Below are 25555 nucleotides of genomic sequence, written 5' to 3'. Positions count from 1 at the left end.
CGGATGCCTTCCTGCGGCTGCTGCCCGCGCTCAAGGCCCGCGGCCTGACCACCTTCGGCGCCGTCCTGACCGAGATCCGCAAGCACGGCCGCCTCATGCGCGACATGAACGCCTGAAACTCAGCGCGACGCAAGGCCCCGGGCGCGAAACACCGCCCGCGCCGCCTCGGTCGCTTCGGGCGAGGGCGTGGGCGTTTCGGCCAGGGCATAGGGATGGCCAAGCTGCGCCCATTTCGCGGCGCCAAGCTGATGAAAGGGCAGCACCTCGACCAGCTCGACCGAGGGACCAAGCCCGGCGACGTGATCGGCCATGCGGGCGATGTCCTCGGGCGCGTCGGTCCAGCCGGGCACCAGCACGTAGCGGATCCGCATCTTTTTCCCCAGACGCACCAGCCGCGCGGCGCAATCGAGCGTCGGTTGCAAGGGCTGCGCCGTCAGCGCCAGATGCCGCGCCGGGTCGATATGCTTGATGTCGAGCATCACGAGGTCAATCGGCTCGAACCAGTCGTCGGTCACGCGATCATGCAGATGGCCCTGCGTATCCAGCGCGATGTGCAGCCCGAAGCGGTCCTTCAGCGCGCGGGCGGTGGCGTGGACGAAGGCCGCCTGCATCATCGGCTCGCCGCCCGAAAAGGTCACGCCGCCCGCGAATTTGAGGAAACTGGCCAAGGGGGCGACCTCGGCCAGCAGATCCTCGACCACGACCGGGCGGCCTGCGTGCAGCTTCCAGGTGTCGGGGTTGTGGCAATAAAGGCAGCGGAACTGACAGCCTGACAGAAAGAACACGACGCGCATCCCCGGCCCGTCCACCGCCGCCCCGGTGTCGAGCGAATGCAGGAAACCGTGACAGGCGGCCTCGTGCGGATCGCAAAAGGCGTCAAACCCGGGATGCGGCGTCAGGAACGTCATCGTGCCTCACAGGCTGGCGTGAAAGGTGCGGCTGATCACATCGAGCTGCTGCGCCCGCGTCAGCTTGACGAAGTTCACCGCATAGCCCGAGACCCGCACGGTCAGCTGCGGATAGGCCTCGGGGTGCTGCATCGCATCTTCCAGCATCTCGCGCGTCAGCATGTTGACGTTGACGTGAAAGCCCCCTGCCCCGCAAAAGCCGTCAAGGCAATTGGCCAGGTTCGCCACCTGCTCGGCCTCGGTCAGCCCCATCGAGCCGGGGGTGGCCGAAGCGGTCCAGGACACGCCATCCAGCGCGGCATCATAGGGCAGTTTCGCGACCGAGGCCCCCGCCGCGACGAAGCCCTTTTTGTCGCGTCCGTTCATCGGGTTGGCGCCGGGCGCAAAGGGTTCGCCCGCACGGCGGCCATCGGGGGTGTTGCCGGTCTTCTTGCCGTAAACGACATTCGAGGTGATCGTCAGGATCGACTGCGTCGGCATCGCGTTGCGGTAGAAATGCGGCTGCGCGGCGATCTTGGCCATGAAGGCCTCGGTCACGGCGACGGCGATTTCGTCCACCCGGTCATCGTTGTTGCCAAAGGCCGGATACTCGCCCTCGATCGCGTAATCGACGGCAAGGCCCGCCGCGTTGCGAATGACCCGGACCTTGGCATGCTTGATCGCCGAAAGACTGTCGGCGACGATCGAGAGCCCCGCGATCCCCGTCGCCATCGTGCGCAGGATGTCGCGGTCATGCAGCGCCATCTCGATCCGCTCATAGGCGTATTTGTCGTGCATGTAATGGATCGCGTTCAGCGCCTTGACATAGGTCCGCGCCAGCCAGTCCATCGCCAGATCGAATTTCGCCGCGACCTCCTTATAGTCCAGAACATCGGCGGTGATCGGCGTCAGCCCCTTGGCCACCAGCGCCCCGGATTTTTCATCGACGCCGCCGTTGATCGCATAAAGCAGCGCCTTGGCCAGGTTCGCGCGGGCGCCAAAGAACTGCATCTGCTTGCCGATCCGCATTGCGGACACACAGCAGGCGATGCCGTAATCGTCGCCCCATTTCGGCCGCATCAGATCGTCGTTCTCGTATTGGATCGCGGAAGTGTCCTTGGACACCTTGGCGCAGAAGGTCTTGAAGCCGCGCGGCAGGCTGACCGACCAGAGCACGGTCAGGTTCGGCTCGGGCGCGGGGCCAAGGTTGTAAAGCGTCTGCAGCACCCTAAACGAGGTCTTCGTGACCAGCGTCCGGCCATCTTCGCCCATGCCGCCGATGGCTTCGGTGACCCAGGTGGGATCGCCCGAGAACAGCTCGTCATAGTCGGGCGTGCGCAGGAAGCGGATGATCCGCAGCTTGATCACCAGATCGTCGATCAGCTCCTGCGCCGCTTCCTCGGTCAGACGGCCCGCCGCCAGATCGCGTTCGAAATAGACGTCAAGGAAGCTCGACACCCGGCCCAGCGACATCGCCGCGCCGTTTTGTTCCTTCACCGCCGCCAGATAGCCAAGATAGGTCGCCTGCACCGCCGCGCGCGCGGTGAAGGCCGGGGCGGACAGATCGATGCCGTATTTCAGCGCCATCTCGCGCAGCTCTTCCAGCGCGCGGAACTGTTCGGAAAGCTCCTCGCGCAGGCGCAGCGTGTCTTCGTCGAAGACCGCCTCATCCAGCGCATGGAATTCCGCCAGTTTCGCCACCTTCAGCCGGTCGATGCCATAAAGCGCCACGCGCCGGTAATCGCCGATGATCCGGCCGCGGCCATAGGCATCGGGCAGGCCGGTGATCACGCCCGATTTCCGTGCCGCCAGAATGTCGGGGGAATAGGTGTCGAAAATGCCCTGATTGTGGCTCTTGCGGTATTTCGTCCAGATCTCGGCCACGGTCGCATCGGGGGTGAAGCCGTAAGCCTTCAGCCCGGCCTCGACCATGCGCAGCCCGCCGTTCGGCATGATCGCCCGCTTGAGCGGCGCATCGGTCTGCAGGCCCACGATCAGCTCGGCGTCGCGGTCGATATAGCCCGCGTCATGGGCGGTGATCGTCGAGGGCCGGTCGGCCGAGACATCCAGAACCCCCCTTTCGCGTTCCAGTTTCAGCAGCGCCGCGACATCGGCCCAAAGCTTGCGCGTCCGCGCCGTCGGCCCGGTCAGAAAGCCCGCATCGCCGGGAAAGGGGGTGTAGTTTTCCTGAATGAAGCCGCGCAGGTCGATCGTCTCGCGCCAGGCCCCGGCCGAGAACCCGTGCCACGGATCGACGGCGGCGGCAGACATCGGGGTTTCGGTGAAGGCATTCATGGGGCGGTCCTTTCCCGCGGGGCGCGCGCGCGGCGCGATTGGCGGCCTGATCGGTCGGAGAACGGAGGATCGACCCGGACCGGCCCCGGCAACGCGCCGCCGGAAGGGAAGAGGCCGATCCTCCGGTAAGATTATCTGACCGGATTCCGCGGCTCAAAGCAACCGGGATGACCCAGCGTCATTTCAAATTATGCAAGCAATTTCAAAAGCCTGCCGTTCAGGCTGGGGCGGGTTTGCAAATTCGGCATGACAAGAATCTTATCCGGAACCGACCCGTGCCGAAAGAAAAGACCCGGCCGAAACATTGTTGTGCGGGGCGGCGCCGAAACAACGGATCCTGTCGGGTCGAAGCGCTTTGGGCAATCATCGGGACCCGCGCGGGGACCCGTTCAGGGCCGGATGAATTTCGCCCCGCCGATGCGGCGCGTCTCGTTCACCGGGGCGGTGCTGTCGGGCAGGTCAAGTTCCGCCCGGACCGCCTCCACCCGCTCGACCAAAGTGCCGAGCGAAACCTTTTTGCCGCGCAGCTCCGCCTTGGCCGAGACGACCGAGACGATCTTCGGCTCGAAGCTGCGCATGGCGAAGACCGGCGCCCCCGACGATCCGAAATCGGCGGCGCAGTTCATCAGCACGACATCGCTGTCGCGGGTCAGCACGTTGCACATGCTTTGCAGCGCGGGCGCCTCGGCGCGGTCATGGGCATAGGAAACGACACCGACGGTATCCCCCTCGGCGGGCGAGGTGTCGAGCGCGAAGGGCTGCACCTGCGGCAGCCGGATCGGCTGATCCAGCTGCACCAGCGCCAGATCATAGCCCACAAGGTCGAACTGCCGCGGCCCGAGATATTGATAAGACGGATGCGCGACGGCGCGGCGCGCGTTGCGATAGGCGACGGCGCGGCCATTGCGCAGCCCGGCCTGAAACTCGATCGCGCGGGTGTCGATCATCTGCCGCGTCTTCGGATCATAAAGACAATGCGCCGCCGTCAGCACCAGATCGGCGGCGATCAGCGTGCCGGTGCAGAAACTGCCATGGCCGAGATCGAGCCGCCCGACCGCCTCCCAGCCGCGGCTGTCATTGCCGGTCGCCAGCAGCTTGAGCCCGCTTTCGAACGCCACGGCGGGGGCGGCGCAAAGCGCGATCAGGGCAAGGGCAAGGCGCAGGCGCATGGGTCACTCCGGTCCGGTCCCGCAGCCTAGCCCGCGCCTTGGGCAAGATTAAGGCAGGGCCGCCAGCCGCGGCGGTTTCGGCCCGCCCGTGGCCCAGTCGAGCAGCTCGACCGTATGCACGACGGGAAGCCCGGTGCCCGCGCCGATCTGCATCATGCAGCCGATATTGCCGGTGGCGATCAGCTGCGGCGCGGTGGCCTCGAGCGTGGCGACCTTGCGGCGTTTCAGCTCGCCCGAAATCTCGGGTTGCAGCAGGTTGTAGGTGCCCGCCGAGCCGCAGCACAGATGGCTGTCGGCCGGTTCGACCACGGTGAAGCCCGCGGCTTTCAGCAGATCTTTCGGCGCGGTCCTGATCTGCTGGCCGTGCTGCAGCGAACAGGCGGCGTGATAGGCGACGCGCAGCGGTTTCGGCGCCGCCTCGGGCAGGCCGATTTCCGCCAGAAACTCGGTGATGTCGCGGGCCAGCGCCGCCACCTGCGCCGCCTCCTCCTGCAAGGGCGTATCGGCGAAATAGCTGCCGTAATCCTTCACCGTCGTGCCGCAGCCCGAGGTGTTGATGACGATCGCATCGAGCCGCCCCGCCGCCAGATAGGCACGGATATTCGCCGCGGCCTGACCATGCGCCTCGGCCTCGCGGCCCATGTGATGCACAAGCGCGCCGCAACAGCCCAGTTTCTTCGGAATGACCACCTCGCAGCCCAGCCGCCGCAACAGCCGGATCGTCGCGTCGTTGATGTCGGTATCGAGCGCCTTTTGCGCGCAGCCGGTCTGCAGCGCGACACGGAAGCGCCGGGTGCCCAGCGCCGGAAAGACCTGCGGTTTCACATTCGGGCTGGGCTTGGGCAGGCTCTCGGGCGCCATCGCCAGCATCGCGCGCAGCCGCGCATCGGGGAAGGCCCGGGCAAAGGGCTTGGCCCACCGCGCCGCGGTCATCGCCAGCCGGAACCGGGTCGGATGCGGCACGGTCTTCGCCAGCAGGAAGCGCAGCGCCCGGTCGAGCCGCGGGCGTTTGTAGGTGCGGTCCACATGCGCCCGGGCCTGATCGATCAGATGCATGTAATCGACGCCCGAGGGACAGGTGGTCATGCAGGCCAGACAGCCCAGACAACGGTCGATGTGCTTGGCCGTGCGGGCATCGGCGGGGCGGCCGGTTTCCAGCATCTCCTTGATCAGGTAGATGCGCCCGCGCGGGCTGTCGAGCTCGTCGCCCAGCACCTGATAGCTGGGGCAGGTGGCGGTGCAAAAGCCGCAATGCACGCAGCTGCGCAGGATCTGGTTGGCGCGGGCAAGCGCGGGATCGGCCAGCTGGTCGGGCGTGAAATTTGTCTGCATCAGCCCATCTTTCCGGGGTTGAAAAGGCCCTTGGGATCAAAGCGCGCCCGCAGCCCGCGGCTCAGCGCGGCAACCGGGGCTGGCTCGGGTTCAAAGGCCGCAAAGGCGCCGCGCAGGCAGGTGGCATGCCCCGCATAGGGCGCAGCGATCCGGCGCGCATCGGTGCCGGGCGCCACCAGCGCCCAGACCAGCCCGCCGCCCCAGTCGAGCACCGCCCGCCCGCCCAGCCGTGCCGCCACCAGAGGCCCGTCGGAGGGCTTGACCGAAAACCGCCACAGATCGCCCGGCAGCCCCTGCAGGGCCGCCACCCCGGCCAGATCGCGCCAGAGGCCCGCGCCCTCGTCGCGCATCACCTTCGGCGCCCAGGCCGCGAGGACCTCGGCCAGCCGCCCGGCGCGATAGGACACCGATTGCTCCAGCCCCTCGACGCGGACCACCGCCCCCACCCCGGGCAGCCAGCCCGCGCCGGAAACATCGAATTGCGACCCCAGCGCTGCCGCCAGCACCGCCGCCGCCTCGGCCAAAGGCACATCCATGACCAGCGTCGCCTGCGCGGGCGCGGCGGGCAAAAGCTTGAACGCGACCTCGCTCAGCACGCCCAGCGTCCCCCAGGACCCGGCCATCAGCTTCACCAGATCATAGCCGGTGACATTCTTCATCACCCGCCCGCCGTTCTTCACCGCGGCGCCGGTGCCATCGACAAAGCGCACCCCGATCAGACTGTCGCGGCAGGCCCCCGCCTGCACCCGCCGCGGCCCCGAGACATTGGCCGCCACCACCCCGCCGATCGTGCTTTCGCCCGAAGCGCCCAGCAGCGCGCCCCAGCGCGCGGGTTCAAACGGCAGCCGCTGCCCCTCGGCGGCGACCGCCGCCTCGATCTCGGAAAGCGGCGTGCCCGCCCCGGCAATCAGCGTCAGCGCGCCGGGCTCGTAAAGCGAAATCCCCGAAATCGCCACCTGCAGCGGGTCCCCCGCCACAGCCCCCACGGGCCGCGTGCCGCCGCCGACGATCCGCAGCGGCCCCCTGGCCCCGCGCACCGCCTCGACCAGCGCCTTCTCGCTCTCTACTCTCATAAGCCCTGCTTTCACCTTGGCTCAAATATCCCGGGGTCGCCGTTGGTTCGCCATTGGTTCGAGAACCAACCGGCGACGGGCAGAGCCCCGCGACTTACCCCCGCCGCGAGGCGCTGACATCCAGCGGAAACACCTTCGCGGCATTCAGCAACCACTTCGGATCAAACACATCCTTGACCCGCATCTGCGCCTCCAGATCCTCGGGGGCGAATTGCACCCCCATCAGATCGCGCTTTTCGATCCCCACGCCATGCTCGCCGGTCAGACAGCCGCCCACTTCGACGCAAAGCTTGAGGATCTCCGCCCCCATCCGCTCGCACAGCTCCTGCTGCCCGGGCTGATTGGCGTTGTAGATGATCAAGGGATGCATGTTGCCATCGCCCGCGTGAAAGACATTGCCGACCGCAAGCCCGAAGTCGCGCGAGATCTCGCCGATCCGGCGCAGCACCATCGGCAGGGCGGAAACGGGGATCGTCCCGTCCAGACACATGTAATCGCCCTTTTGCCCCATCGCGCCGAAGGCGGATTTGCGGCCGAGCCAGATCCGCTTCGCCTCCTCGGGCGATTGCGCCTCGCGGAACTCGACCGGGTCGTGGGTCATCGCGATCTGCCGGATCAGGTCCAGCTGCTCGGCGATCTCGGCTTGCGACCCCTCGCATTCGACGATCAAGAGCGCCTCGCAGTCGGGGTATCCCGCATGGCAAAAGGCCTCGGTGGCCTCGATGCAGGGGCGGTCCATGAATTCGATCGCAACCGGCAGGATGCCCGCGCGGATGATGTCGGCGACACAGGCGCCCGCGACCTCGTTCGAGGAAAACCCGATCAGAACCGGCCGCGCGCCTTCGGGCTGGCGCAGGATGCGCAAGCTGGCCTCGGTCACCACGCCCAACTGCCCTTCGGAGCCGCAGACGACGCCCAGAAGGTCCAGCCCGCCCGCGTCGCAATAGGGGCCGCCGATCTCGACCACCTCGCCCTGCATGGTGACCAGTGTCACCCCCAGAAGGTTGTTGGTGGTGACCCCGTATTTGAGACAATGCGCGCCGCCCGAATTCATCCCGATATTGCCCGCGATCGCGCAGGCGAGCTGGCTCGACGGGTCGGGGGCGTAAAACCAGCCCTCGCCCTCGATCGCGCCGGTGACGGACAGGTTCGTGCGCCCGGCCTCGACCCGGATGAAGCGGTTCGCGTAATCGACCTCCAGCACCCGGTTCATCCGCGCCAGCCCCAGCACGACGGCATCGGCCGAGGGCATCGAGCCCCCGGCAAGCGAGGTTCCCGCGCCGCGCGGCACCACCGGCACGCCCAGCTCGTAACACAGCTTCAGGCAGGCCGCGACCTCGGCGGTGGTGCGCGGCAGCACGACCGCCAAGGGGGCGCAGCGATAGGCGGACAGCGCGTCGCATTCATAGGCCCGGGTTTCCGCCGGATCGTCGATCACCGAATCGCGCGGCAGGATCGCCCGCAAGCGTTTGACGATCAAAGCCTTTTCAGCCAGCACCCTGGCGCTGGGAAGGGGCATCTGCATGGCGTTCTCCTCCGCTCCGGTCAAAAGTTATGACCAATTTTGCGGATTCGCGCAACCAAAACGATGGGCCGTCTGACCGAGGCCATCGCCGAGGTCACGCGGAACATCGGCCCCGTGACCGCCGAGGGCCCAAAGGCACTCGGTCAGCGCCCGCCCCGCCCATGGCGGGCGCTTCTCGCCCGCCGGGGCTGGGCGCTGGCCTCTCGCGCGCTTGGGGAAACGGTCGTGCCGAACCCAGGGCTCCAGCGGGCGGGGAAAGGCGGTGCCTTTCCTTGTCCGCCCGAACGGCCGCCTCAGCGCAGGATCGGCGGCTTGTCCGGGTCCATGCCGGGGGCGGTCAGCTTCAGCTCCTGCACCTCTTCCACCACCCGCTCGGGCAGGGGCAGCACCAGCCCCTTGTCGAGCAGTTCCAGCGCCGCCGGGTCCTCGGCATCGAGGAAGGTCACGTCCAGTTCCCCGGCCTCGAGGCCCGAAAACAGCAGCGCCTCGCCCATCGCCTTGGCAAGGCCCGCCCGCGCCGGTTCGGGGGCGCCAAGGAAGGCCAGCACATGGCCGCGCCGCCCGTCGTCATAGGTGACGCCGCCCAGCACCGCCTCGGTCGCAAGCCCGGCAAGCTGCTCGAATTTCGCCCCGAAGGCCGGCAGCAGCAGCGCCAGGACCGCGGGCGAGAGCGCGGGCCCGGCAAAGGCGACCGGCCGCGCCGCCGTGGCCTCGGGCGCATGGGTCAGCGTGTGCGAGAGCCAGTCCAGCGCCTCGGGTGGCAGCAGCATCGCGCTTTCGGCCACGCCAAGGTTTACCCCCAGACCGACCCCCTCGCCCGCCAGAACCTGCGCGATCACCCGGCCGGGCAGCGCCACATAGGGCAGGGGTTCGTCGGAAAACGAGGCCAGCCGCTCCTCGGTATCGAAGCAAAGGACGAAATCGCCCTCCTCGGTTTCGAAGACCTGCGGGATGATGTCGTCTTCCGCGTCGGGCTCGCGTTCGAGCAGCACGAACAGCTCGGCATCGGCCAGCCGGTCATAGACGGCCAGCCGCAAGGCCTCGTTCTCGGGCGCGGCCTCCATCGCGGCATGGGCGCGGTCGTAAGCGGTCGGATCGGATGTCATCGCGGGCACTCCTTCCCCCGGGCGCAAAGGGCGGGCCGCCCCGGCACACCCCGGATTGCGTTTCAGCCACGCCCTAGTGCGCCAGCACGGATGGGGCAAGGGAAAGACGCGCGGCACAAGGGATTTCCGCAGCGCCGCCGCGCCCCCATCGTTTCGGTATCCCGGCGCAATGCGCGGGGATTGTAGACGCAATCGCCATTCGGACATATTCTCGCCCCAATGCCTCCTTAGCAGATGGGGGCCTTTGGGGCGCTGTTAACCCCGATCAGGGCACGATGCAGCGACCGGGGCAAGAGGCGGCACGGCAGGCCGGGAAGCGATGCTCGAATTCGACAATGTCAGCAAGTCCTTCTGGACGGGCAAGCGGCGCAAGGTCATCCTTGACCGGGCGTCTTTCCGCGTCGAGCTGGGCAATTCGCTGGGCATCCTTGCGCCGAACGGCACCGGCAAGACGACGATCATCAACATGATGGCGGGGCTGGAAAAACCCGACGAGGGCGAGATCCGCAAAAACTGCCGGGTGTCGTTTCCGCTCGGCTTCATGGGCGGCGTCGTGTCGCGTCATTCCGGACGCGAGAACAGCCGCTTCATCGCCCGCCTTTACGGGCTCGACCCCGATTACGTCGAAGCCTTCTGCCGCTGGCTGTGCGGGCTGGAAGAATATTTCGACATGCCGGTGGGCACTTACAGCCAGGGCATGCGGGCGCGGCTGACCTTTGCTTTGCTTCTGGCGCTTGAATTCGACATCTATCTGATCGACGAGGGGATGCCCTCGACCACCGATGTGGAGTTCAACCGCAAGGCCGGGGCGATCCTGCGCGACCGGCTGAAGGAGGCGACGGTGATCGTCGTCTCGCATCAGGCGAGCACCCTTGAAAAGTTCTGCCGCACCGCCGCCGTGCTGCGCGACGGGCAGCTTTACATGTTCGACACTCTGGAAGAAGCGAAACGGATGTATGACTACCATTCCTAAGGCGACCCGGTATCGCATCCGCCCCGAAACGCCGGTCCCGGCGGGCAGGCCCGGCCCCGCCCCCGATCTGACCCCGGTCGAGGATCTTTTGCGCCGCCGTGCCGAACGGCTGGGCGCCGACCCCGCGCCGCCCTCCGCCGCGCCACCGCGCCGCGCCGAGCCGCCCGCCGCGGCGCGGTCCGAACCGCTTTCGGGCGATGGCAGCGATCTGTTTCAACCGCAGGAAGACGGGTTCGGCGAGGCGCTCTATCCGACCGCCGCCCCCCGCGCCCCGGCGGCAGCGGCGGTTGCGGGGCCGCAGGGGCTGGCGCCGGAAGACAGGACCGCCGATGCCGACATCGCCGCCATCCGCGGCGAGGGGCTGACCGGGCGGCAGCTGCGGCTGGCGCGGCGGACGGCGCAAAAGCACGGCATCGAGGCGACTTCGGATTTCGAGGCGGTGCTGCTGTTGCGCCGCCGCGGCATCGACCCGTTCGACCGCAATGCGCTGATGGCGCTGGAACGCGCCGATGCGGAAACGGCGGCACAGGCGGCCGCGATCCCGGTGCCGGGCACGACCCGGGGCGGGGCGGCGAACGGTTCGGCCATCACCAAGGCGCTGGCGCGGATCGACGGCGCGGGCGCCGATACCCGGGTGCAGCTGCCGCAGACGGTCCCCCCCGCGCAGGTGCCCGCCCCGCCGCGCGGCGCCGCGCCGTTTGACGAAGGCACCCGCGCGCGCGAAATCATCAAGATCCAGCGCGACATCGCCCGGCGCAGACGGCGGCGCATCGCGCTTTTGCTGGCGCGGCTGAGCTTTTTCGTCTTCCTGCCGACGCTGCTTGCGGGCTGGTATTATTTCGTCGTCGCGACGCCGATGTATGCGACGAAGACCGAATTCGTGATCCAGAAGGCCGACAGCATGGGCGGCGGCGGTGGCGGTCTGGGCAGCCTGTTCTCGGGCACGCAGCTGGCGACGAACCAGGATTCGGTGACGGTGCAAAGCTTCCTGCAGTCGCGCGATGCGATGATGCGGCTGGAAGCGGACAAGGGCTTCAAGGCGCATTTCTCGCAGCCCCAGATCGACCCGATCCAGCGGCTCGACCTCGGCGCGACGAACGAGGCCGCCTACAAGCTTTACAAGCGCAACGTGAAGATCGGCTACGACCCGTCCGAAGGGCTGGTCCGCATGGAGGTGATCGCCGCCGATCCGCAGGTCTCGAAGGCCTTTTCCGAGGCGCTGATCTCCTATGCCGAGGAACAGGTGGACAAGCTGACCGGGCGGCTGCGCGAAGACCAGATGCGCGGCGCCCGCGAAAGCTATGAAGACGCCGAGAAGAAGGTCTTTGCCGCCCAGGCCAAGGTTCTGGACCTGCAGGAAAAGGTGGGCATCCTGGACCCGGCGGCGGAAGGGGCCGGCAAGATGAGCCAGGTCACCGGCTTCGAGACCGAGCTGCAGAAGAAACGTCTGGAACTCGGGCAGTTGCTCGACAACCCGAGCCCGTCGGCGGCGCGGGTGGCGGGGGTGCGGGGCGATATCTCGCGGCTTGAAACGATGATCGCGGAATTGCGCGGGCAGCTGACCGAACGGACCGGCACCACCGAATCGCTGGCCTCGATCACCGGCCAGCTGCGCATCGCCGAGGCGGAGCTGGAAACCCGGCAGGGGCTTCTGGCGGCGGCGGCGCAGCAGATGGAAGTGGCGCGGATCGAGGCGAACAAGCAGGTGCGCTATCTGGAAATGGGGGTGCGGCCGGTGGCGCCGGACGAACCCACCTATCCGCGCGCCTTCGAAGACACGCTGCTGGCCTTCCTCGTGTTTTCGGGTATCTACCTGATGCTGTCGCTGACGGCCTCGATCCTGCGCGAACAGGTCTCGAGCTGATCCCGGAGTTTGCCATGAAGAACGTGACGATCGGCCGCCTGACGGTGGCCAACGACCTGCCCCTGACGGTGATCGCGGGGCCCTGCCAGCTGGAAAGCGTGGCGCATGCGCTGATGATCGCCGAGGTGATGGCCGAGGCCTGCGCGGCCCAGGGCGCGCAATTCGTGTTCAAGGGCAGTTTCGACAAGGCGAACCGCACCAGCCTGAAGGGCAAGCGCGGGGTGGGGCTGGAGGCCGGCCTGGCGATCCTCGACACGGTGCGCGCGAAGCTGGGCTGCCCGGTGCTGACCGACATCCACGACGCCGACCAGGCGCGGATCGCGGCGCAGGTGGTCGATGTGCTGCAGATCCCGGCGTTTCTGTGCCGCCAGACCGATCTTCTGATCGCGGCGGGCGAAACCGGCCGGGTGGTGAACATCAAGAAGGGGCAGTTCCTGGCGCCCTGGGACATGCCGAATGTCGCCGAAAAGGTCGCCTCGACCGGCAATGAAAAGATCCTGCTGACGGAACGCGGCACGTCGTTCGGCTACAACACGCTGGTGGCCGACATGCGAGGCCTGCCGATCATGGCGCAGACCGGCTATCCGGTGATCATGGATGCGACGCATTCGGTGCAGCAGCCGGGCGGGCTTGGCGGCGCCTCGGGCGGGCAGCGCGAAATGGCGCCGGTGATGGCCCGCGCCGCGGTCAGCCTCGGCATCGCCGGGGTCTTCATCGAGACGCACGAGGCCCCCGACACCGCGCCTTCGGACGGGCCGAACATGATCCCGCTTGACCAGATGCCGAAGCTGATCGCATCGCTGATGGCCTTTGACCGGCTGGCCAAGGCCGATCCGATCCGGCTGTAGCAAGAAAGGGGGGCGCTGCCCCCCGTCCGCAAGCGGCCCCCCCCGGGATATTTGCGCCAAGGTGAAAGCAGCGCCCTCGTTCCATTTCACCTTGGCCGAAATATCCCGGGGGGTGAATTGCCGAAGGCAAGAGGGGGGCAGCGCCCCCCGCCCCGCTCACAGAACCTGCGCCGCCGCCCAGGCCGAGGACCAGGCCCACTGGAAGTTGTAACCGCCAAGCCAGCCGGTCACATCGACGACCTCGCCGATGAAATGCAACCCCGGCACGCGCCTGGCTTCCAGCGTCTTCGCGTCAAGATCTTCGGTCGCGACGCCGCCCACCGTCACTTCGGCGGTGCGATAGCCCTCTGATCCCACGGGGCGCACCTGCCAGGCCTGCACCTGCGCGGCCAGCTGTGCCAGCGCGCGGTTGCCGTGATCGGCCAGCCGTCCCGACAGCCCCGATCGCGCCACCGCCAGCGCCGCCAGCTTGTCGGGCAAAAGCCGCCCGAGCGCCGTGTGCAGCGCGATCCGTCCAGTCTCGGCGCGGATCGTGGCCAGCTCGGCGGCGATGTCGCGCCCGGGGGCCAGATCGATCACCAGCGCCTCGCCCTCGCGCCAATAGCTTGAAATCTGCAGGATCGCCGGGCCCGACAGGCCGCGATGGGTGAAAAGCAGGTCTTCCTCCAGGCGGCGCTTGTCCAGGCTCACCCGCACTGGCAGGCCGATCCCCGCCAAGGGCGCGGTATGCACCAGATCCTGTTCGGCAAAGGTCAGCGGCACCAGCCCGGGGCGGGTCTCGGTCAGCCGCAGCCCGAAGCTTTCGGCAAGGCGATAGCCCAGCCCGGAGGCGCCCAGCTTCGGGATCGACTTGCCGCCCGTCGCCACCACCACGCGCGGCGCGCAAAGCATGCCCTCCGAGGTGGCCACCTCGAATCCCCGCGCCCCTTGCCGCACCGTCTCGACCGCGCAGCCCAGCCGGATCTCGCCGCCCGCGCGCAGATCGGCGAGCAGCAGATCGACCAGCTGCCAGGCCTTGCCGTCGAAGAACAGCTGGCCGCGGTGCTTTTCGTGCCAGGCGATGCCCGCGGTCTCGATGCGGGCGATCATGTCGGCGGGGGTGAAGCGGCTGAGCGCCGACAGCGCGAAGCGGGGGTTTTCCGACAGGAACCGCTCGGGCGCGTTTTGCCGGGTCAGCTCGCGGTTGGTGAAGTTGCACCGCCCGCCGCCCGAGATCCGGATCTTTTCGCCGGGGCGCTGCGCATGATCAAGCACGATCACGCGGCGGCCGCGGCGGGTGGCTTCGGCGGCACAGAAGAGCCCGGCGGCCCCCGCACCAAGGATGATGGCATCATATTGGGTCATGCGAGGGCTTTGCCTGCGGCGGAAAAAAAGCGCAACGGATTTCGCGAATTTTCCTCTTGCGCCCCTCCGCAGCCTTGGCTAAACACCGCCGCACAGCGTTGGGGTATCGCCAAGCGGTAAGGCAGCGGTTTTTGGTACCGCCATTCCTAGGTTCGAATCCTAGTACCCCAGCCACTTCCTCCGAATAAGTCTTGAAAGACAGAGAACAAGCCCTCGCGGCTTGGGCGTTCTGGGGCGGGTTGCACACCAGGCCCCACGAGCCCCCGATGCACCCCTGTGGAACCCGGCGCGGCCAAGACCTCGCCAACGACTTTGAAAAGAGGTCGTCATGAGGGTCACGCCCACTCTTTGTCAGCGTCGAGGGCGCTTCCCGATCCTGTTCCCCGAGGCGATCCCCGCCAATAAACGCGCCGCGGTCTTGCGCGGCACGGATGCGCGGCCGAGCTATGATCCAAAATTCGGCCCCGAGACGTCACTGGGCGCTTGATCATGTCTGGCGCGAGTGCCTTGAGCGGAGCCTTCCGGACGCCCCGAAAGACCTGTGCCTGCACAGCCTGGCGGGTATGTCAACGATACGCCGATCAACCTGCGCGAAGCCGATGGGCGCACCCAGATGATGCCCGACATCGACCGTCGCGATCTGATGGGCCATGTGGCGACCGACATCAACGAGGCCAACTATCGCCGCGACGAGAAGCAGCTTGGCCCCCTTTATGAAGCCGTGAAACTCCTGCCGCGGGCATTCTGAGGCGGGGGTGGGTCCAAGTGACTGAAAAACTTACGAAATGACAGGTCGAAACATTTTCTCAACTGCTGCGCCGGAGCCAGGTCGTCGGGTGCAGACAAGGGGCACCGCGCGCGCAGGCGGGGCAACCAGAATTGCGGAGGGTCCACGGGTGGAAACCGTAATTCCGGTTGCCCCGGCGAGCACGTGGGGCACGAAAGATGCAATCGACGATCTGGACTTGACGGCTGCTGCGTGGGTGAAGGCTTGGAGGGGGCGGGGCGGCAAGCCCCGCGAAAGCGAAATCTGGTCGAAAAAAGGGACCGCCAGGACTTTTCCAAGGCATCCTGGCTCCGAGACTTTGGACGATCAAGCCCCATGATGCCGATCATCCGCCCGGAGCCGGGTCTTCCGGATCGCAATCCGGAGGCGCGTGGGTATCTTCGGAACGTGATTGATCTATCTGCAGTGCGCCGAATGCCCAGGGCGGGTCGCAACGGCGCGGGGGGCCAGCAGCATCGAGGGATCGGATTTCACACCGCGCGGACGCCCCGACACGGGCGGTCAGGTCGCGCCAGCCGGCCTGAACATCTGCCCGCATTTCTTCGGGGCGCGCGGACAAAAGCATGCAAGTGGTCACCTGCCCCGCTCGCACGGCCTCGATGATCTTTTCGATATTCACCGCTCTCGTCAAAGTCGCGGCGGGATGGATGGATGCCGCAAGGCCACGGCTGCGCCCCATGATCCGTCCAAACTGCCGCGCCACCGCTTCGGTGTCGGCCAACACCAGCACACGTTCCCTCTGCGCCACAGGGTCGGCACGCGCCGTGGCCTGCTGCTTTTCGTTTGCCCCCCTGTCCAGCCCCAATGGCGGTTGCAATAGCCCGGATGACCCGTCGCAGCAGGGGAAGATTATGAATGCGGGTCGGCGTGATGGCGCAGGGGGAAATGACCATCGCCCCCATGTCCGCAATCTCGACAGCCAGTTGCAGATCATCCTCGGCGGATGTTTGGGGGACCGGTATCGGTTCTTCCATGGCAGCGCCTCGACCGATTTGGCGAATAACAGCGGATTGCCAACGAGCAGTTCGGGCACCGGATCGCGTATCGGCCGTGCCCTTGCCGCGCCCCCCGCCCCGGTTGCGGCGAGAGGAAATAGTCGATCACGCCCGCCGCCCCATCGTCGCCCACGCCATGATGAGCTGAAAACCCGAAGATCATGCCGCATTCCCGGTTCCGGCTCCGCCGCGTCGATCGTATCGCGCTCCGCGACGGACAGCGAAATGGTGATTGTCTCGCTCCGCGGTTCGGATATATTTTTTCAACTAGACGCAATGGGTTAGCCGGATTTTCTGTTAGATTGAGGGATCTTGTTGAACACTATGTCGGGGTAGGAGTTGCCCCAGAAAATCGAAAACCGATCCGAGAAGATTCTTGTGGGCAGTATGCGGTATCACGCATTCGTGAGCGGAAATACGCGATTCACGGCGGTCGGGTCGTCGGTTGGTTGATGGGGCTGACAGGGTCATGCAGGGGCATACCCTCTCAAGGATCAGGATTTTCCGGAATGGGCGCTGCGGACCCGATCACTTGAAGAAAGAGACCGATCCCGCAGGTGTGTCGTCAGATCGGGGTGGCATTAACTCTCGCGAGTTTTCCGGCAAACCTCTGCCCGAACTTTTTCCATTCCGTGATCAACAGCGATTGCGCAGCTCTGGGCTGTGCGCCAGTATCTCTCGCCAGGTGTATCTCCTGCTTTTTCGGGTTCATTCACAAATGCTTTCAGCTTGGGGGAAAACCGATCTGGCGTCGGCATCCAGCCACCATTTGGCGCATCACAGCGCCGATGTCGCAGCCGTTTTTTTGGAATTGCTCGCCCATCCATTGTTTCTTTGCCGCGCCCAACACGCTGCTGGAGAAGAAATTTCGTCGGGCCACGCCCAAGCTCTGGGGGCGCTGACATTCCTGCATGATCTTGGCAAGCTCGCACCCGGATTTCAGGCGAAAGGCTGGGCTTCCGGGCATGGGATCAGGACCATCGGACACCTGGAAGCAGGATGGCACTGGATTGCAACGCCACGAGCCGATGCGCTGGCCGGATCCGCGGGTCTGCTGGGTCGGATCGGGATCGGGCCTTGGCTTCCGGCACTCTTTGCCCATCATGGGCGTCCGGTTCCGCGCCCGGCTCCGGGGGTCTTCGAAGCCGTGTTCTTCGATCTGCCCCACTATGATTGGCGCGCCGAGGAACAGCGGTTGGGGCAGGCCCTGCTGGACTGGTTTCCGGATCTGCCCGAGGTCGTGTTGCCGAACCCGGCCCCAAGGTTGGTCCATTTCTATTGCGGAATGCTCACGCTTGCTGACTGGATTGGCTCTGACCGCCGGGCATTTCCCTTTGTGCCCGAGTTCGACCCCGACTATTGGAAAATTGCCCAAAGCCGTGCCCGGCACCGGCTGCGGGACATTGGTCTCGCGTCGGGTGGCCTGCATCTTGTCGGGCCAGCCGAGTGGGGGATGATCTCCTCCCACCCGGCGCCACGACCGGCGCAACAAGCGGTGCGAGACCTGTCCACGGACGAGAAATTCGTTTTGCTCGAAGCCGAAACCGGGGCGGGCAAGACCGAGGCGGCGCTGTGGCGCTTTGTACGACTGGTCGCGGCGGGCGAGGTGGATGCGCTTTATTTCGCCGTGCCGACACGGGCTGCGGCGCGACAACTGCATCGCCGGGTCAATGAGGCGCTGGCGCGAATGTTCGATCCCGCCCCCGAAGCCGTGCTGGCGATCCCCGGGCAAGTGGTCTCGGGCGCGGCGCGAGGCAAGCGGTTACCGGATTTCTCGGTGCTCTGGGACGATGCGCAAACACGCCCGTCCCGATGGGCCGCCGAACACGCGGCGCGGTTTCTGGCGGCACAGATCGTCGTTGGAACCGTCGATCAAGTGGCCTTGAGCGGACTGCAGGTGAAATTTGCGCATCTGCGTGGCGCGGCATTGTCACGGGCGCTTCTGGTCATCGACGAGGTCCATGCGTCGGATCCCTACATGACCGAAGTTCAGACGGCGGTGATGCGCGATCATCTGACACTTGGCGGGCATGTCATGCTGATGTCTGCAACGCTTGGCGCGGCGGCACGGCGGCGCTGGCGGTCCGAGCCGGTGCATCATCTGGAACAGGACGCGGCACTCCCCTATCCGGCCGTTTGGACCAGGTCCGGAATGACCCCGATCGCATCCGACCCCGAGGCTGGCAAGACTGTCCGCATCGCGGCACACACAGGCTGGTCTGGCGCCGATGCGGCCAATCTTGCGATTGCGGCCGCACGGAAAGGCGCGCGTGTATTGGTGATCCGCAACACCGTTCAGCGCGCGCAGGAAACCTGGTCCGAGGTCTTGGGCACCGCCCCCAACCTGCTGCTCTCGGTCGCCGGGCGGCCAAGCCTGCATCACAGCCGCTTCGCCGTCGAGGATCGCGCCTTGCTTGATCAAGCCGTCGAAGCGGCGCTTGGCAAGGACAGTCCGATGCGCGGGGCAATCGTGATCGGCACGCAAACGCTGGAGCAATCGCTCGACATCTGCGCCGATCTCCTGATCACCGACCTGTGTCCGATGGATGTGCTGCTGCAACGCCTTGGTCGGCTGCATCGGCATCGTCGGCCGCGACCGGCGGGGTTCGAGCTGGCGCAGGCGACGGTCTTGATGCCGGAGGGCGGTCTTGACCCCCTGATGCAACGTGCCGAGAACGGTCTGGGGGCTTTCGCGGGCGGGCCGAGCCTGTCGGGCATCTATGTCGACATCCCCGGACTGGAGGCGACCCGGCTCGAAATCGGAGACGGGCGCGATTGGCAGATCCCGGCGATGAACCGGGCCCTGGTCGAAGCCGCGACACACCCCGAGGCGCTGGATCGGATCGCCGTCGAGCGAGGTTGGCAAGCGTGGCGACAGCGCGTCACCGGCAGGGCGCTCGCGGAAATGCGGGCCGCGGATCTGGTGGTGCTCGACCGCACCGCACGACTGCCGGAGACGTTCCCCGACGACGAAAGGATCCGCACCCGCTTGGGCGAAGAGGGGGCGGTGCTCGAGTTGCCCCCCGGCACGCTTGGCGTCTTCGGATCCCCCGTCTCACGCATCGCCCTTCCCGCGCATTGGTCGCAAGGGCTGGTCGGCGACGAACCCGTTTCGGTCGAGGCGGGGCCGCCGCTAAGGGTGACCATTTCTGACAGGGTGTTCCTTTATGGTCCGGAGGGGGTGCGATGGGAGAAAAGCCAGTGAGCCATGACCTGCTGACCGAACCGATCTTGCAAAGCGATCGCGGCTGGCACAGCCTGCCGGGGGTGATGGCGGCGATGGCGCGCGGCGAGGTGGCGCGGTTTCCGGCGCTGCGCCCGCATCAGCGCCCGGCTTGGCACATGTTTCTGGTGCAGCTTGGCGTTCTGGCGCTGGAAGCGGCGGGTCGGGACGATCTGCCCGAGGACGAGGCGCGTTGGCGCGCGGCGCTTTCGGCGCTGACACCCGATTTCCCGACTGGTGAACCCTGGCATCTGGTGGTCGCGGAGCGGTCAAAGCCCGCTTTCCTGCAGCCGCCGGATCCGGGTGGTCTGAAATGGACCGAGGTGGCCACACCCGATGCGCTCGACATGCTGATCACCGCGCGCAATCATGACGTGAAGCGCGACATCGCCATGAATGCTGCGCCGCAGGATTGGGTCTTCGCGCTGGTCAGCCTGCAGACGATGGAGGGGTTTGGCGGCGCCGGAAACTACGGCATCGCGCGGATGAATGGCGGTTCGTCGTCGCGCGTGCTGATGGGATTGGCGCCTCTGGCCGAAAAGACGGCAGAAGTTTCCGCATCCGACTGGTGGAGGCGCGATCTGGTCAGCTTGATCCAATCCCGAGCGTCAGCGCAAAGCGGCCACAAGCTTCTCTGGATCCTCCCTTGGGCAGGCGACGTCTCGCTTGATCTGGCAAGTCTCGACCCGCTCGCTCTCGAAGTTTGCAGGCGTATCCGGATGCCGACGACGGCGGGCCCGCTGCGAGCAGAGCGCAGCACCTCAGGTGCGGCGCGCGTAGCGGGCAAAGACGCAAAGGGCAATACGGGCGACCCTTGGGCGCCTGTGCAACTCAAAGACAGCAAGAGCCTCACGCTCGGCGACCGCGACTGGACCTATGACCTTCTGGTTTCACTGCTTTATTCAGGGGAGTGGCGCCTGCCACTGCTCGCTCGCGCACAACGCGATGAAGAAACGCGCCCGATGGCGTTGATCGCCGAGGCCTTTGCCCGCGGGAACTCCAAGACTGATGGTTTCAAATCCCGCGTCATCCCGATCCCAAAGGCGATGGTCGCAGAGATGTTCGGCACAAGACCTGTCCCTCTGGCGCGGGACATCCTCGAAGACATCAAGGCGATAGACCAATCCTTGCGGAACGGGTTGGCAACCGTCGCTGCGGGCGGGGACCGCGGCAAACTCAAGGAGGAGCATTACATGCGCAGCAGACCGGCGCGCGCCGAACTGCGTCATCAGGCCGACCGGATGTTCTTTCCGGAACTCTGGTCCCGGCTTGGGGCGACCCGCACCGAGGACATCGCCACCTTCCGCCGCGCCTTTCTTGAGCGCCTCGCCGCCATCGCACGGTCGGAATTCAGCGCTGCACTCTCTGGCATTCCCTGCGCCAGTCTGATGCGGCCGAGGGCCGAACTGCGCGGACGCGAGGCGATGGAACGCGGCATTCGTTTCGCCATGCAGGGACTGATCCCGCAGGAGGGGGCACATGTCTGAAGACACCGACGAGACCGCCCGCAGGGCACTTGCCATCGCCAAGGCACTCGGTCAGGCCGATCCCGGCGACAAGGCCGCCGCGCGGCGGATGGGACCGGAAGGCGCCCCGGTGTTCTGGCGTCAGGTCGCGCGTCTTGAGATTGCCCCCGGGCAGGAGGCGCTCTGGCTGCGCTTTACCCGGTCGGTTGCCTTGCTGACGCCTGCCAGCGAAACCGACACGATCCACGCAGCCGGGCGCAAGCTGGGGGCCGTGCTGGCCGACGGCGGCAATGCCGGGGCGGCGATCAGCGCCGAGACGGCGAAACCCGTCATTTCGGAACAGCGTCTGGCGCGACTTCTGGCGATGCGCGGCGAAGCGCGGGCCGAGGCGCTGGAGCGGATGATCCGGATGATCGCCCGTGCCCGCCCACGCCTCGATGTCGTCAGCCTCGCCCGGGCTTTTCTGAACCCCGCCTCGGACCGGCTGGCCCGCGACTATTACACCCGCCTCGATCATTCCCCGCAACAGGAGCGTCACGATGCCTGATCCGCGTTTTCTGCAAATCCATTTCCTTGCGCCTTACACCGCGGCCCTTCTGAACCGGGACGATGCGGGGCTCGCCAAGCGCCTGCCCTTCGGCGGCGCGCTGCGCACCCGCATCAGTTCGCAATGCCTCAAGCGGCATTGGCGGCTGGCCGAGGATCCGCATGCGCTGAGCCGGATCGACGGCGCCGCAGAGGCGTTCCGGTCGCGCGAAACGATCGATCGGAAAGTTCTGAGCGGCTGGTCCGAAGGCGTTGGGGAGGCCGTGCTGAAACCGATCCGCGAGGCGATGCTCGTGGCGGTTTACGGTGACAAGGGGGCGGACAAGAAGTCCCGCCAGACCTTGCTTCTGGGGGCTCCCGAAGTGGCCTATCTGACCGTTCAGGCGCAGCGACTGGTGGCGGAAGCGGGCACAGATCCGAAACGGGCCGAGGATCTGGCGAAGGAATGGCTCAAGGCGCACAAGGCCAACCTCAAGGCGCTGAGCGAGGGGGCAAAGCTGCCCGGCGGTCTGGTCGGCGCCCTTTTCGGCCGCATGGTCACCTCGGATCCCAAGGCCAATATTGACGCGCCGGTGCATGTCGCCCATGCCTTCACCGTCCACGCCGAAGAAGCCGAGAGCGACTATTTCATCGCCGCCGACGATCTTGCGCGCGACGAGGACACCGGGGCCGACACGATCCAGGAAACCGAACTGACCTCGGGGCTGTTCTACGGCTATGTCGTGGTCGACATCCCCGGCCTGATCGCGAACCTTGGCGGCGATCTCGCGCTGGCAGGTGACGTGCTGCACAACCTGCTTTACCTGATCGCGGAAGTGTCCCCGGGCGCGAAACTCGGCTCGACCGCACCCTATTCGCGGGCCTCCTTCCTGTTGGTCGAGGCCGGTGACCGGCAGCCGCGGTCTCTCGCCGAAGCCTTCCGCAGCCCCTGCGCTGCGACGACGGGCGTGGCGGTGGCGCGGCTTTCCGAACATCTGGCGTCCCTCGATGCGGCCTATGCCACGGGCGAGACCCGGCGGGTGATGTCGCTTGCCAATGCCGAGGTCTCGGGCGCGGACCGCGGCAACCTTGCGGACCTCGCCGCCTTCGTGCGCGATCTGCCCGCCCATCTTGAAAGCGCGAAGGCATGACCGAGCGCTGGCTGCATCTGCGCCTTTGCGCCCCCTTGATGGCCTTTGGCGGGGTGGCCATTGATCAGGTCGGGCCGACGCGCGATTTCCCTTCGGCATCGGCGCTGACCGGGCTTTTCGCCAATGCCCTTGGGCTGCGCCGCGAGAACGGGGCAGCGCATCAGGCGTTGCAGGACCGGCTGATCTTCGGTGCCCTGATCGCGCGGCAGGGGCGTGTTCTGACGGATATGCAAAATGCCAAGCTCGAAGCTTCGGACACCGGCTGGACCACCTCCGGGCGCCCGGAAAAACGTGCGGGCGCCACGTACGACAGTCCGCACCGCCGCCGGCGCGACTATCTGGCCGATCACGATTGTCGCGTCGTGCTGCGCCTCTCGGACGGTGCGGAACCTTCCCTCGACGATCTGGCCAAGGCGCTCGAACGACCCGCGCGTCCGCTCTTCATCGGCCGCAAACCGTGCCTGCCCTCGGCCCCGCTTTTTGCGGGCTGGATCGAGGCTTCGGGCGTCCTGGCCGCCTTGCAGGCGCTGGGGCTGTCAGGCCGGGCGATCTGGCCACAGCAGGAAACCGCGGAGCCCGGCAGCACCGACCTTGCGGATCTGCGCAACTGGCGCACCGGCCTTCATGCCGGAAGCCGGGTCGTGGTAGAGGGGGCCATCGGATGAGCCTGCATCTGATCGAACTGCCGATCGCCCTGCGCGCGCTGCATCTTTGGGCCGGGCATCGCGGCATCGACGCCGCCGACGAGGGCCTTGCCCTGCATCACCTTCTGGGCGAAGCCTTCGGACCGGCCGCGCTGCAGCCCTTTCGCCTGCTGGTCGCCCCTCGGGCACGGTCCGGCACGCTGTACGGCTATGCCCGCGTCGACGCCGAGACCCTGCGTCTCGCCGCCCTGCCTGTCCTTGGCCCGTCCGAGACCGAAGTGATCCGGCTCGACGCCCTGCGCTCGGTGCCACGTCCCCCCGAGACCTGGGTCACGGGTCAGCGCCTGGGCTTCGATCTGCGGTTGCGTCCGGTGGTGCGCCTGGCTTCAGCCCTGCAGGGCGAGACAGAGACCGGGGCAGCCGTGTCGCTTTCCAAGGGGGCCGAAGTCGATGCTTTTCTTGCCGCCGCCCTGCGCGGTTTGCCCGGTTCGCGCGAGGCGATCTACCTCGACTGGCTTGCCGAACGGCTGGCTCCGGCGGCGGAGCTGGAACCGGAGCGGACCGGTCTTGCCAGTTTCCAGCGCAGCCGGATCCGCCGCGGAGGCAGGCGTCTCGAAGGCCCCGATGCGGTGATCCACGGCACCTTGCGGATCACGGATCCTGCCGCCTTCGCGGACTGCCTTGCCCGCGGCGTCGGTCGCCATCGCAGCTATGGTTTCGGAATGCTGCTTCTGCGCCCGCCGCAAAGACCATGCTGAAGGGGCGGCTCGGCCTCGACAGTGCCAAGGTGCCCCACGCCGACCGCGCGGGGTGCCTTTACCTTGCCCGCGGAGCCCTGACCGCGCGCGATGGAACGCTCGCCTTTCTGCAAGGCGATCCGACCGCAGCTGACGCCCTCGCTCCGGGCGAGTACGCCATTCCGCTGCAGGGCGTTTCCATCCTCCTGCTCGGCCCGGGCTCAACCGTCAGCCATGATGCCTTGCGCCTTCTCGCCCATGCGCGCACGGCGCTTGCCGCGGTGGGCGAGGACGGTGTTCGGCTCTACACCGCCCCGCCGCTGATCCCCGACCGCTCCGGCCTTGCCCGGCTGCAGGCGCGGATCTGGGCCGACGACGATCTGCGCATCATGACGGCGCGGCGGATGTATGCGCTGCGTCTGGGCGAGGTGTTTCCGCACGCCGATCTGGATGTCCTGCGCGGCATCGAGGGCGCCCGGATGAAGGAAACCTACGCCTTGACCGCCCAGCGCCACGGCATCCGCTGGCAGGGGCGGCGCTATGACCGCGGTGATCCGCTGTCAGCCGATCTGCCGAACCAGGCCTTGAACCACGCGGCTTCCGCCGTCGAGGCCGCCGCGGCCATTGCCGTCTGCGCCACCGCCACGATCCCGCAACTGGGCTTCATCCACGAGGATCCGGGGCAGAGCTTCGTTCTGGACGTCGCCGATCTTTATCGCGACAGCGTGACCGTACCCTGCGCCTTCAAGGCTGCGAAAATCGCCACCGACCGACCCGCGGAGAACATCGAACGCCTGACGCGCCGCCTGACCGGTGCCGCGCTCGCCAAGCAGGGCATCATTCCCGCAATGATCGAGCGCATTACCGCCCTTATCGAGGGGCGCAATCCCTGATGGCCCTGACCGTGATCATCACCCGCGATGTCGAGGCGCGGTATCGGGGGTTCCTGACCTCGGTCATGCTCGAAGTTGCCCCCGGTGTCTACGTTGCTCCCGAAATGACCGCGGGCGTGCGTGAAAGGGTCTGGTCGGTGATGCAGGACTGGTGGGAAACCCTGGGTAACGGGTCGCTCGTTCTGGTCTGGCGCGACACCAAGGCGGTTGGAAATCTTGGATTGCGGATGCTGGGAGAGCCCCCGAAGGAGATTGTCGACGCTGATGGGATTTTACTCGTTAAGCGAAAGTAATGCCCCGGAAGCTCGCCTCTGCGCTCTTTGACAATTGAATTGAATCATGGCCTTGCTTCGCAGAGGTTCCCCCGCACCCGCGGGGATAGACCCGCAAGCAGGGGGCTTGAATGAAATCGCCCAAAGGTTCCCCCGCACCCGCGGGGATAGACCCCGGATGTAGCCCCGCACGGCGCTGGGGATTGTGGTTCCCCCGCACCCGCGGGGATAGACCCGGTTGCGGCCGGACGGATCGAGGCGGCGAAAAGGTTCCCCCGCACCCGCGGGGATAGACCCTTGGTGACGGCTTGGGGGTCCCACTTGGGCACGGTTCCCCCGCACCCGCGGGGATAGACCCTCGATCAGCTCGCGGCCGTCACCCACCGCCACGGTTCCCCCGCACCCGCGGGGATAGACCCTACGAAGTCCGCGTCGTCGGGGCGCCG

General features: G+C 66.8%; 22 protein-coding genes, 1 tRNA gene and 1 CRISPR repeat array (1 of these 24 cut by a window edge). Of the genes, 14 read left to right on the top strand and 9 right to left on the bottom strand.

Annotation, left to right across the window (positions count from 1 at the left end; translation table 11 throughout):
- Positions 1-119 precede the first annotated feature (119 nt).
- The 7 genes from pflA to FBT96_RS05585 all read right to left on the bottom strand — a co-directional run bounded on the left by pflA (position 120) and on the right by FBT96_RS05585 (position 9387).
- Complete coding sequence (gene pflA, locus FBT96_RS05615; RefSeq protein WP_136905346.1) at positions 120-908, bottom strand: pyruvate formate-lyase-activating protein; 789 nt, start codon at positions 906-908, stop codon at positions 120-122.
- 6 nt (positions 909-914) lie between these two features.
- The gene (pflB, locus tag FBT96_RS05610; RefSeq protein ID WP_169583244.1) at positions 915-3182 is read right to left on the bottom strand and encodes a formate C-acetyltransferase; all 2268 of its coding nucleotides are present in this window, start codon (positions 3180-3182) and stop codon (positions 915-917) included.
- Between the two features lie 389 nt (positions 3183-3571).
- The gene (locus FBT96_RS05605) at positions 3572-4351 is read right to left on the bottom strand and encodes a trypsin-like serine peptidase (protein WP_136905345.1); all 780 of its coding nucleotides are present in this window, start codon (positions 4349-4351) and stop codon (positions 3572-3574) included.
- A 48-nt stretch (positions 4352-4399) separates the two neighbouring features.
- Positions 4400-5683: a glycolate oxidase subunit GlcF gene (gene glcF / locus FBT96_RS05600; protein WP_136905344.1), complete on the bottom strand. Its 1284-nt coding sequence runs from the start codon at positions 5681-5683 to the stop codon at positions 4400-4402.
- Complete coding sequence (locus FBT96_RS05595; protein ID WP_136905343.1) at positions 5683-6756, bottom strand: FAD-binding protein; 1074 nt, start codon at positions 6754-6756, stop codon at positions 5683-5685. Before FBT96_RS05595 ends, glcF begins: the two co-directional genes overlap by 1 nt.
- 94 nt (positions 6757-6850) lie before the next feature.
- Entirely contained in the window at positions 6851-8281 is a 1431-nt protein-coding gene (locus FBT96_RS05590) for an FAD-linked oxidase C-terminal domain-containing protein (protein WP_136905342.1), read from the bottom strand.
- Positions 8282-8574: 293 nt separating this feature from the next.
- Complete coding sequence (locus FBT96_RS05585; protein ID WP_136905341.1) at positions 8575-9387, bottom strand: SseB family protein; 813 nt, start codon at positions 9385-9387, stop codon at positions 8575-8577.
- A gap of 319 nt (positions 9388-9706) precedes the next feature.
- Here FBT96_RS05585 and FBT96_RS05580 point away from each other — a divergent pair, with 319 nt between their 5' ends.
- From FBT96_RS05580 to kdsA, 3 genes are read left to right on the top strand one after another with little or no spacing between them, the layout of a single operon-like run.
- On the top strand, positions 9707-10360 hold the full coding sequence (locus FBT96_RS05580) for an ABC transporter ATP-binding protein (RefSeq protein WP_136905340.1): 654 nt from the start codon (positions 9707-9709) through the stop codon (positions 10358-10360).
- The gene (locus FBT96_RS05575; protein ID WP_136905339.1) at positions 10344-12224 is read left to right on the top strand and encodes a capsule biosynthesis protein; all 1881 of its coding nucleotides are present in this window, start codon (positions 10344-10346) and stop codon (positions 12222-12224) included. Before FBT96_RS05580 ends, FBT96_RS05575 begins: the two co-directional genes overlap by 17 nt.
- Positions 12225-12238: 14 nt before the next feature.
- Entirely contained in the window at positions 12239-13072 is an 834-nt protein-coding gene (gene kdsA / locus FBT96_RS05570; RefSeq protein WP_136905338.1) for a 3-deoxy-8-phosphooctulonate synthase, read from the top strand.
- A gap of 156 nt (positions 13073-13228) precedes the next feature.
- Here the strand turns inward: kdsA and FBT96_RS05565 are convergent, their stop codons facing one another.
- The gene (locus FBT96_RS05565; protein ID WP_136905337.1) at positions 13229-14416 is read right to left on the bottom strand and encodes a BaiN/RdsA family NAD(P)/FAD-dependent oxidoreductase; all 1188 of its coding nucleotides are present in this window, start codon (positions 14414-14416) and stop codon (positions 13229-13231) included.
- 99 nt (positions 14417-14515) lie between these two features.
- Between FBT96_RS05565 and FBT96_RS05560 the strand changes: the two genes are divergently transcribed.
- The 3 genes from FBT96_RS05560 (at position 14516) to FBT96_RS05555 (ending at position 15164) form a co-directional block, all read left to right on the top strand.
- Positions 14516-14590 (top strand) — tRNA-Gln (locus FBT96_RS05560).
- Positions 14591-14744: 154 nt separating this feature from the next.
- Positions 14745-14903 (top strand): hypothetical protein, encoded by a 159-nt coding sequence (locus FBT96_RS20615; protein WP_169583242.1) that lies wholly within the window; start codon positions 14745-14747, stop codon positions 14901-14903.
- 54 nt (positions 14904-14957) lie between these two features.
- Positions 14958-15164: a hypothetical protein gene (locus FBT96_RS05555; protein WP_136905336.1), complete on the top strand. Its 207-nt coding sequence runs from the start codon at positions 14958-14960 to the stop codon at positions 15162-15164.
- 364 nt (positions 15165-15528) lie between these two features.
- Here the strand turns inward: FBT96_RS05555 and FBT96_RS05550 are convergent, their stop codons facing one another.
- Entirely contained in the window at positions 15529-15924 is a 396-nt protein-coding gene (locus FBT96_RS05550; protein WP_169583240.1) for a hypothetical protein, read from the bottom strand.
- Positions 15925-16730: 806 nt separating this feature from the next.
- Here FBT96_RS05550 and cas3 point away from each other — a divergent pair.
- From cas3 to cas2e, 8 genes are all read left to right on the top strand, one after another.
- Complete coding sequence (gene cas3 / locus FBT96_RS05545; RefSeq protein ID WP_169583238.1) at positions 16731-19403, top strand: CRISPR-associated helicase Cas3'; 2673 nt, start codon at positions 16731-16733, stop codon at positions 19401-19403.
- A gap of 137 nt (positions 19404-19540) precedes the next feature.
- Positions 19541-20908: a hypothetical protein gene (locus FBT96_RS05540; protein ID WP_212635357.1), complete on the top strand. Its 1368-nt coding sequence runs from the start codon at positions 19541-19543 to the stop codon at positions 20906-20908.
- Positions 20901-21434: a type I-E CRISPR-associated protein Cse2/CasB gene (locus FBT96_RS05535; protein ID WP_136905333.1), complete on the top strand. Its 534-nt coding sequence runs from the start codon at positions 20901-20903 to the stop codon at positions 21432-21434. The genes FBT96_RS05540 and FBT96_RS05535 overlap by 8 nt, the downstream gene beginning before the upstream one ends.
- A complete protein-coding gene (gene cas7e / locus FBT96_RS05530) occupies positions 21427-22563 on the top strand; it encodes a type I-E CRISPR-associated protein Cas7/Cse4/CasC (protein WP_136905332.1) in 1137 nt (378 codons plus the stop codon). Before FBT96_RS05535 ends, cas7e begins: the two co-directional genes overlap by 8 nt.
- Positions 22560-23228: a type I-E CRISPR-associated protein Cas5/CasD gene (gene cas5e, locus FBT96_RS05525; protein ID WP_136905331.1), complete on the top strand. Its 669-nt coding sequence runs from the start codon at positions 22560-22562 to the stop codon at positions 23226-23228. Before cas7e ends, cas5e begins: the two co-directional genes overlap by 4 nt.
- Positions 23225-23965, top strand: a complete 741-nt coding sequence (locus tag FBT96_RS05520) for a type I-E CRISPR-associated protein Cas6/Cse3/CasE (RefSeq protein ID WP_136905330.1) — start codon at positions 23225-23227, stop codon at positions 23963-23965. The genes cas5e and FBT96_RS05520 overlap by 4 nt, the downstream gene beginning before the upstream one ends.
- Positions 23959-24837 carry a type I-E CRISPR-associated endonuclease Cas1e gene (gene cas1e / locus FBT96_RS05515; protein WP_136905329.1) on the top strand — a complete coding sequence of 293 codons (879 nt, stop codon included), beginning with the start codon at positions 23959-23961 and terminating at the stop codon, positions 24835-24837. The genes FBT96_RS05520 and cas1e overlap by 7 nt, the downstream gene beginning before the upstream one ends.
- The gene (gene cas2e / locus FBT96_RS05510; RefSeq protein WP_136905328.1) at positions 24837-25130 is read left to right on the top strand and encodes a type I-E CRISPR-associated endoribonuclease Cas2e; all 294 of its coding nucleotides are present in this window, start codon (positions 24837-24839) and stop codon (positions 25128-25130) included. Before cas1e ends, cas2e begins: the two co-directional genes overlap by 1 nt.
- A 64-nt stretch (positions 25131-25194) precedes the next feature.
- Positions 25195-25555: direct repeats of the CRISPR family, unit length 29 nt; unit sequence GGTTCCCCCGCACCCGCGGGGATAGACCC (it continues 1376 nt past the right edge of the window).

The organism is Rhodobacter capsulatus, assembly GCF_005144475.1.
Taxonomy (GTDB): Bacteria; Pseudomonadota; Alphaproteobacteria; order Rhodobacterales; family Rhodobacteraceae; genus Rhodobacter; species Rhodobacter capsulatus_C.
The sequence above is the reverse complement of the archived record's forward strand: the minus strand, read 5'-3'. Positions and strand labels throughout refer to the sequence as shown.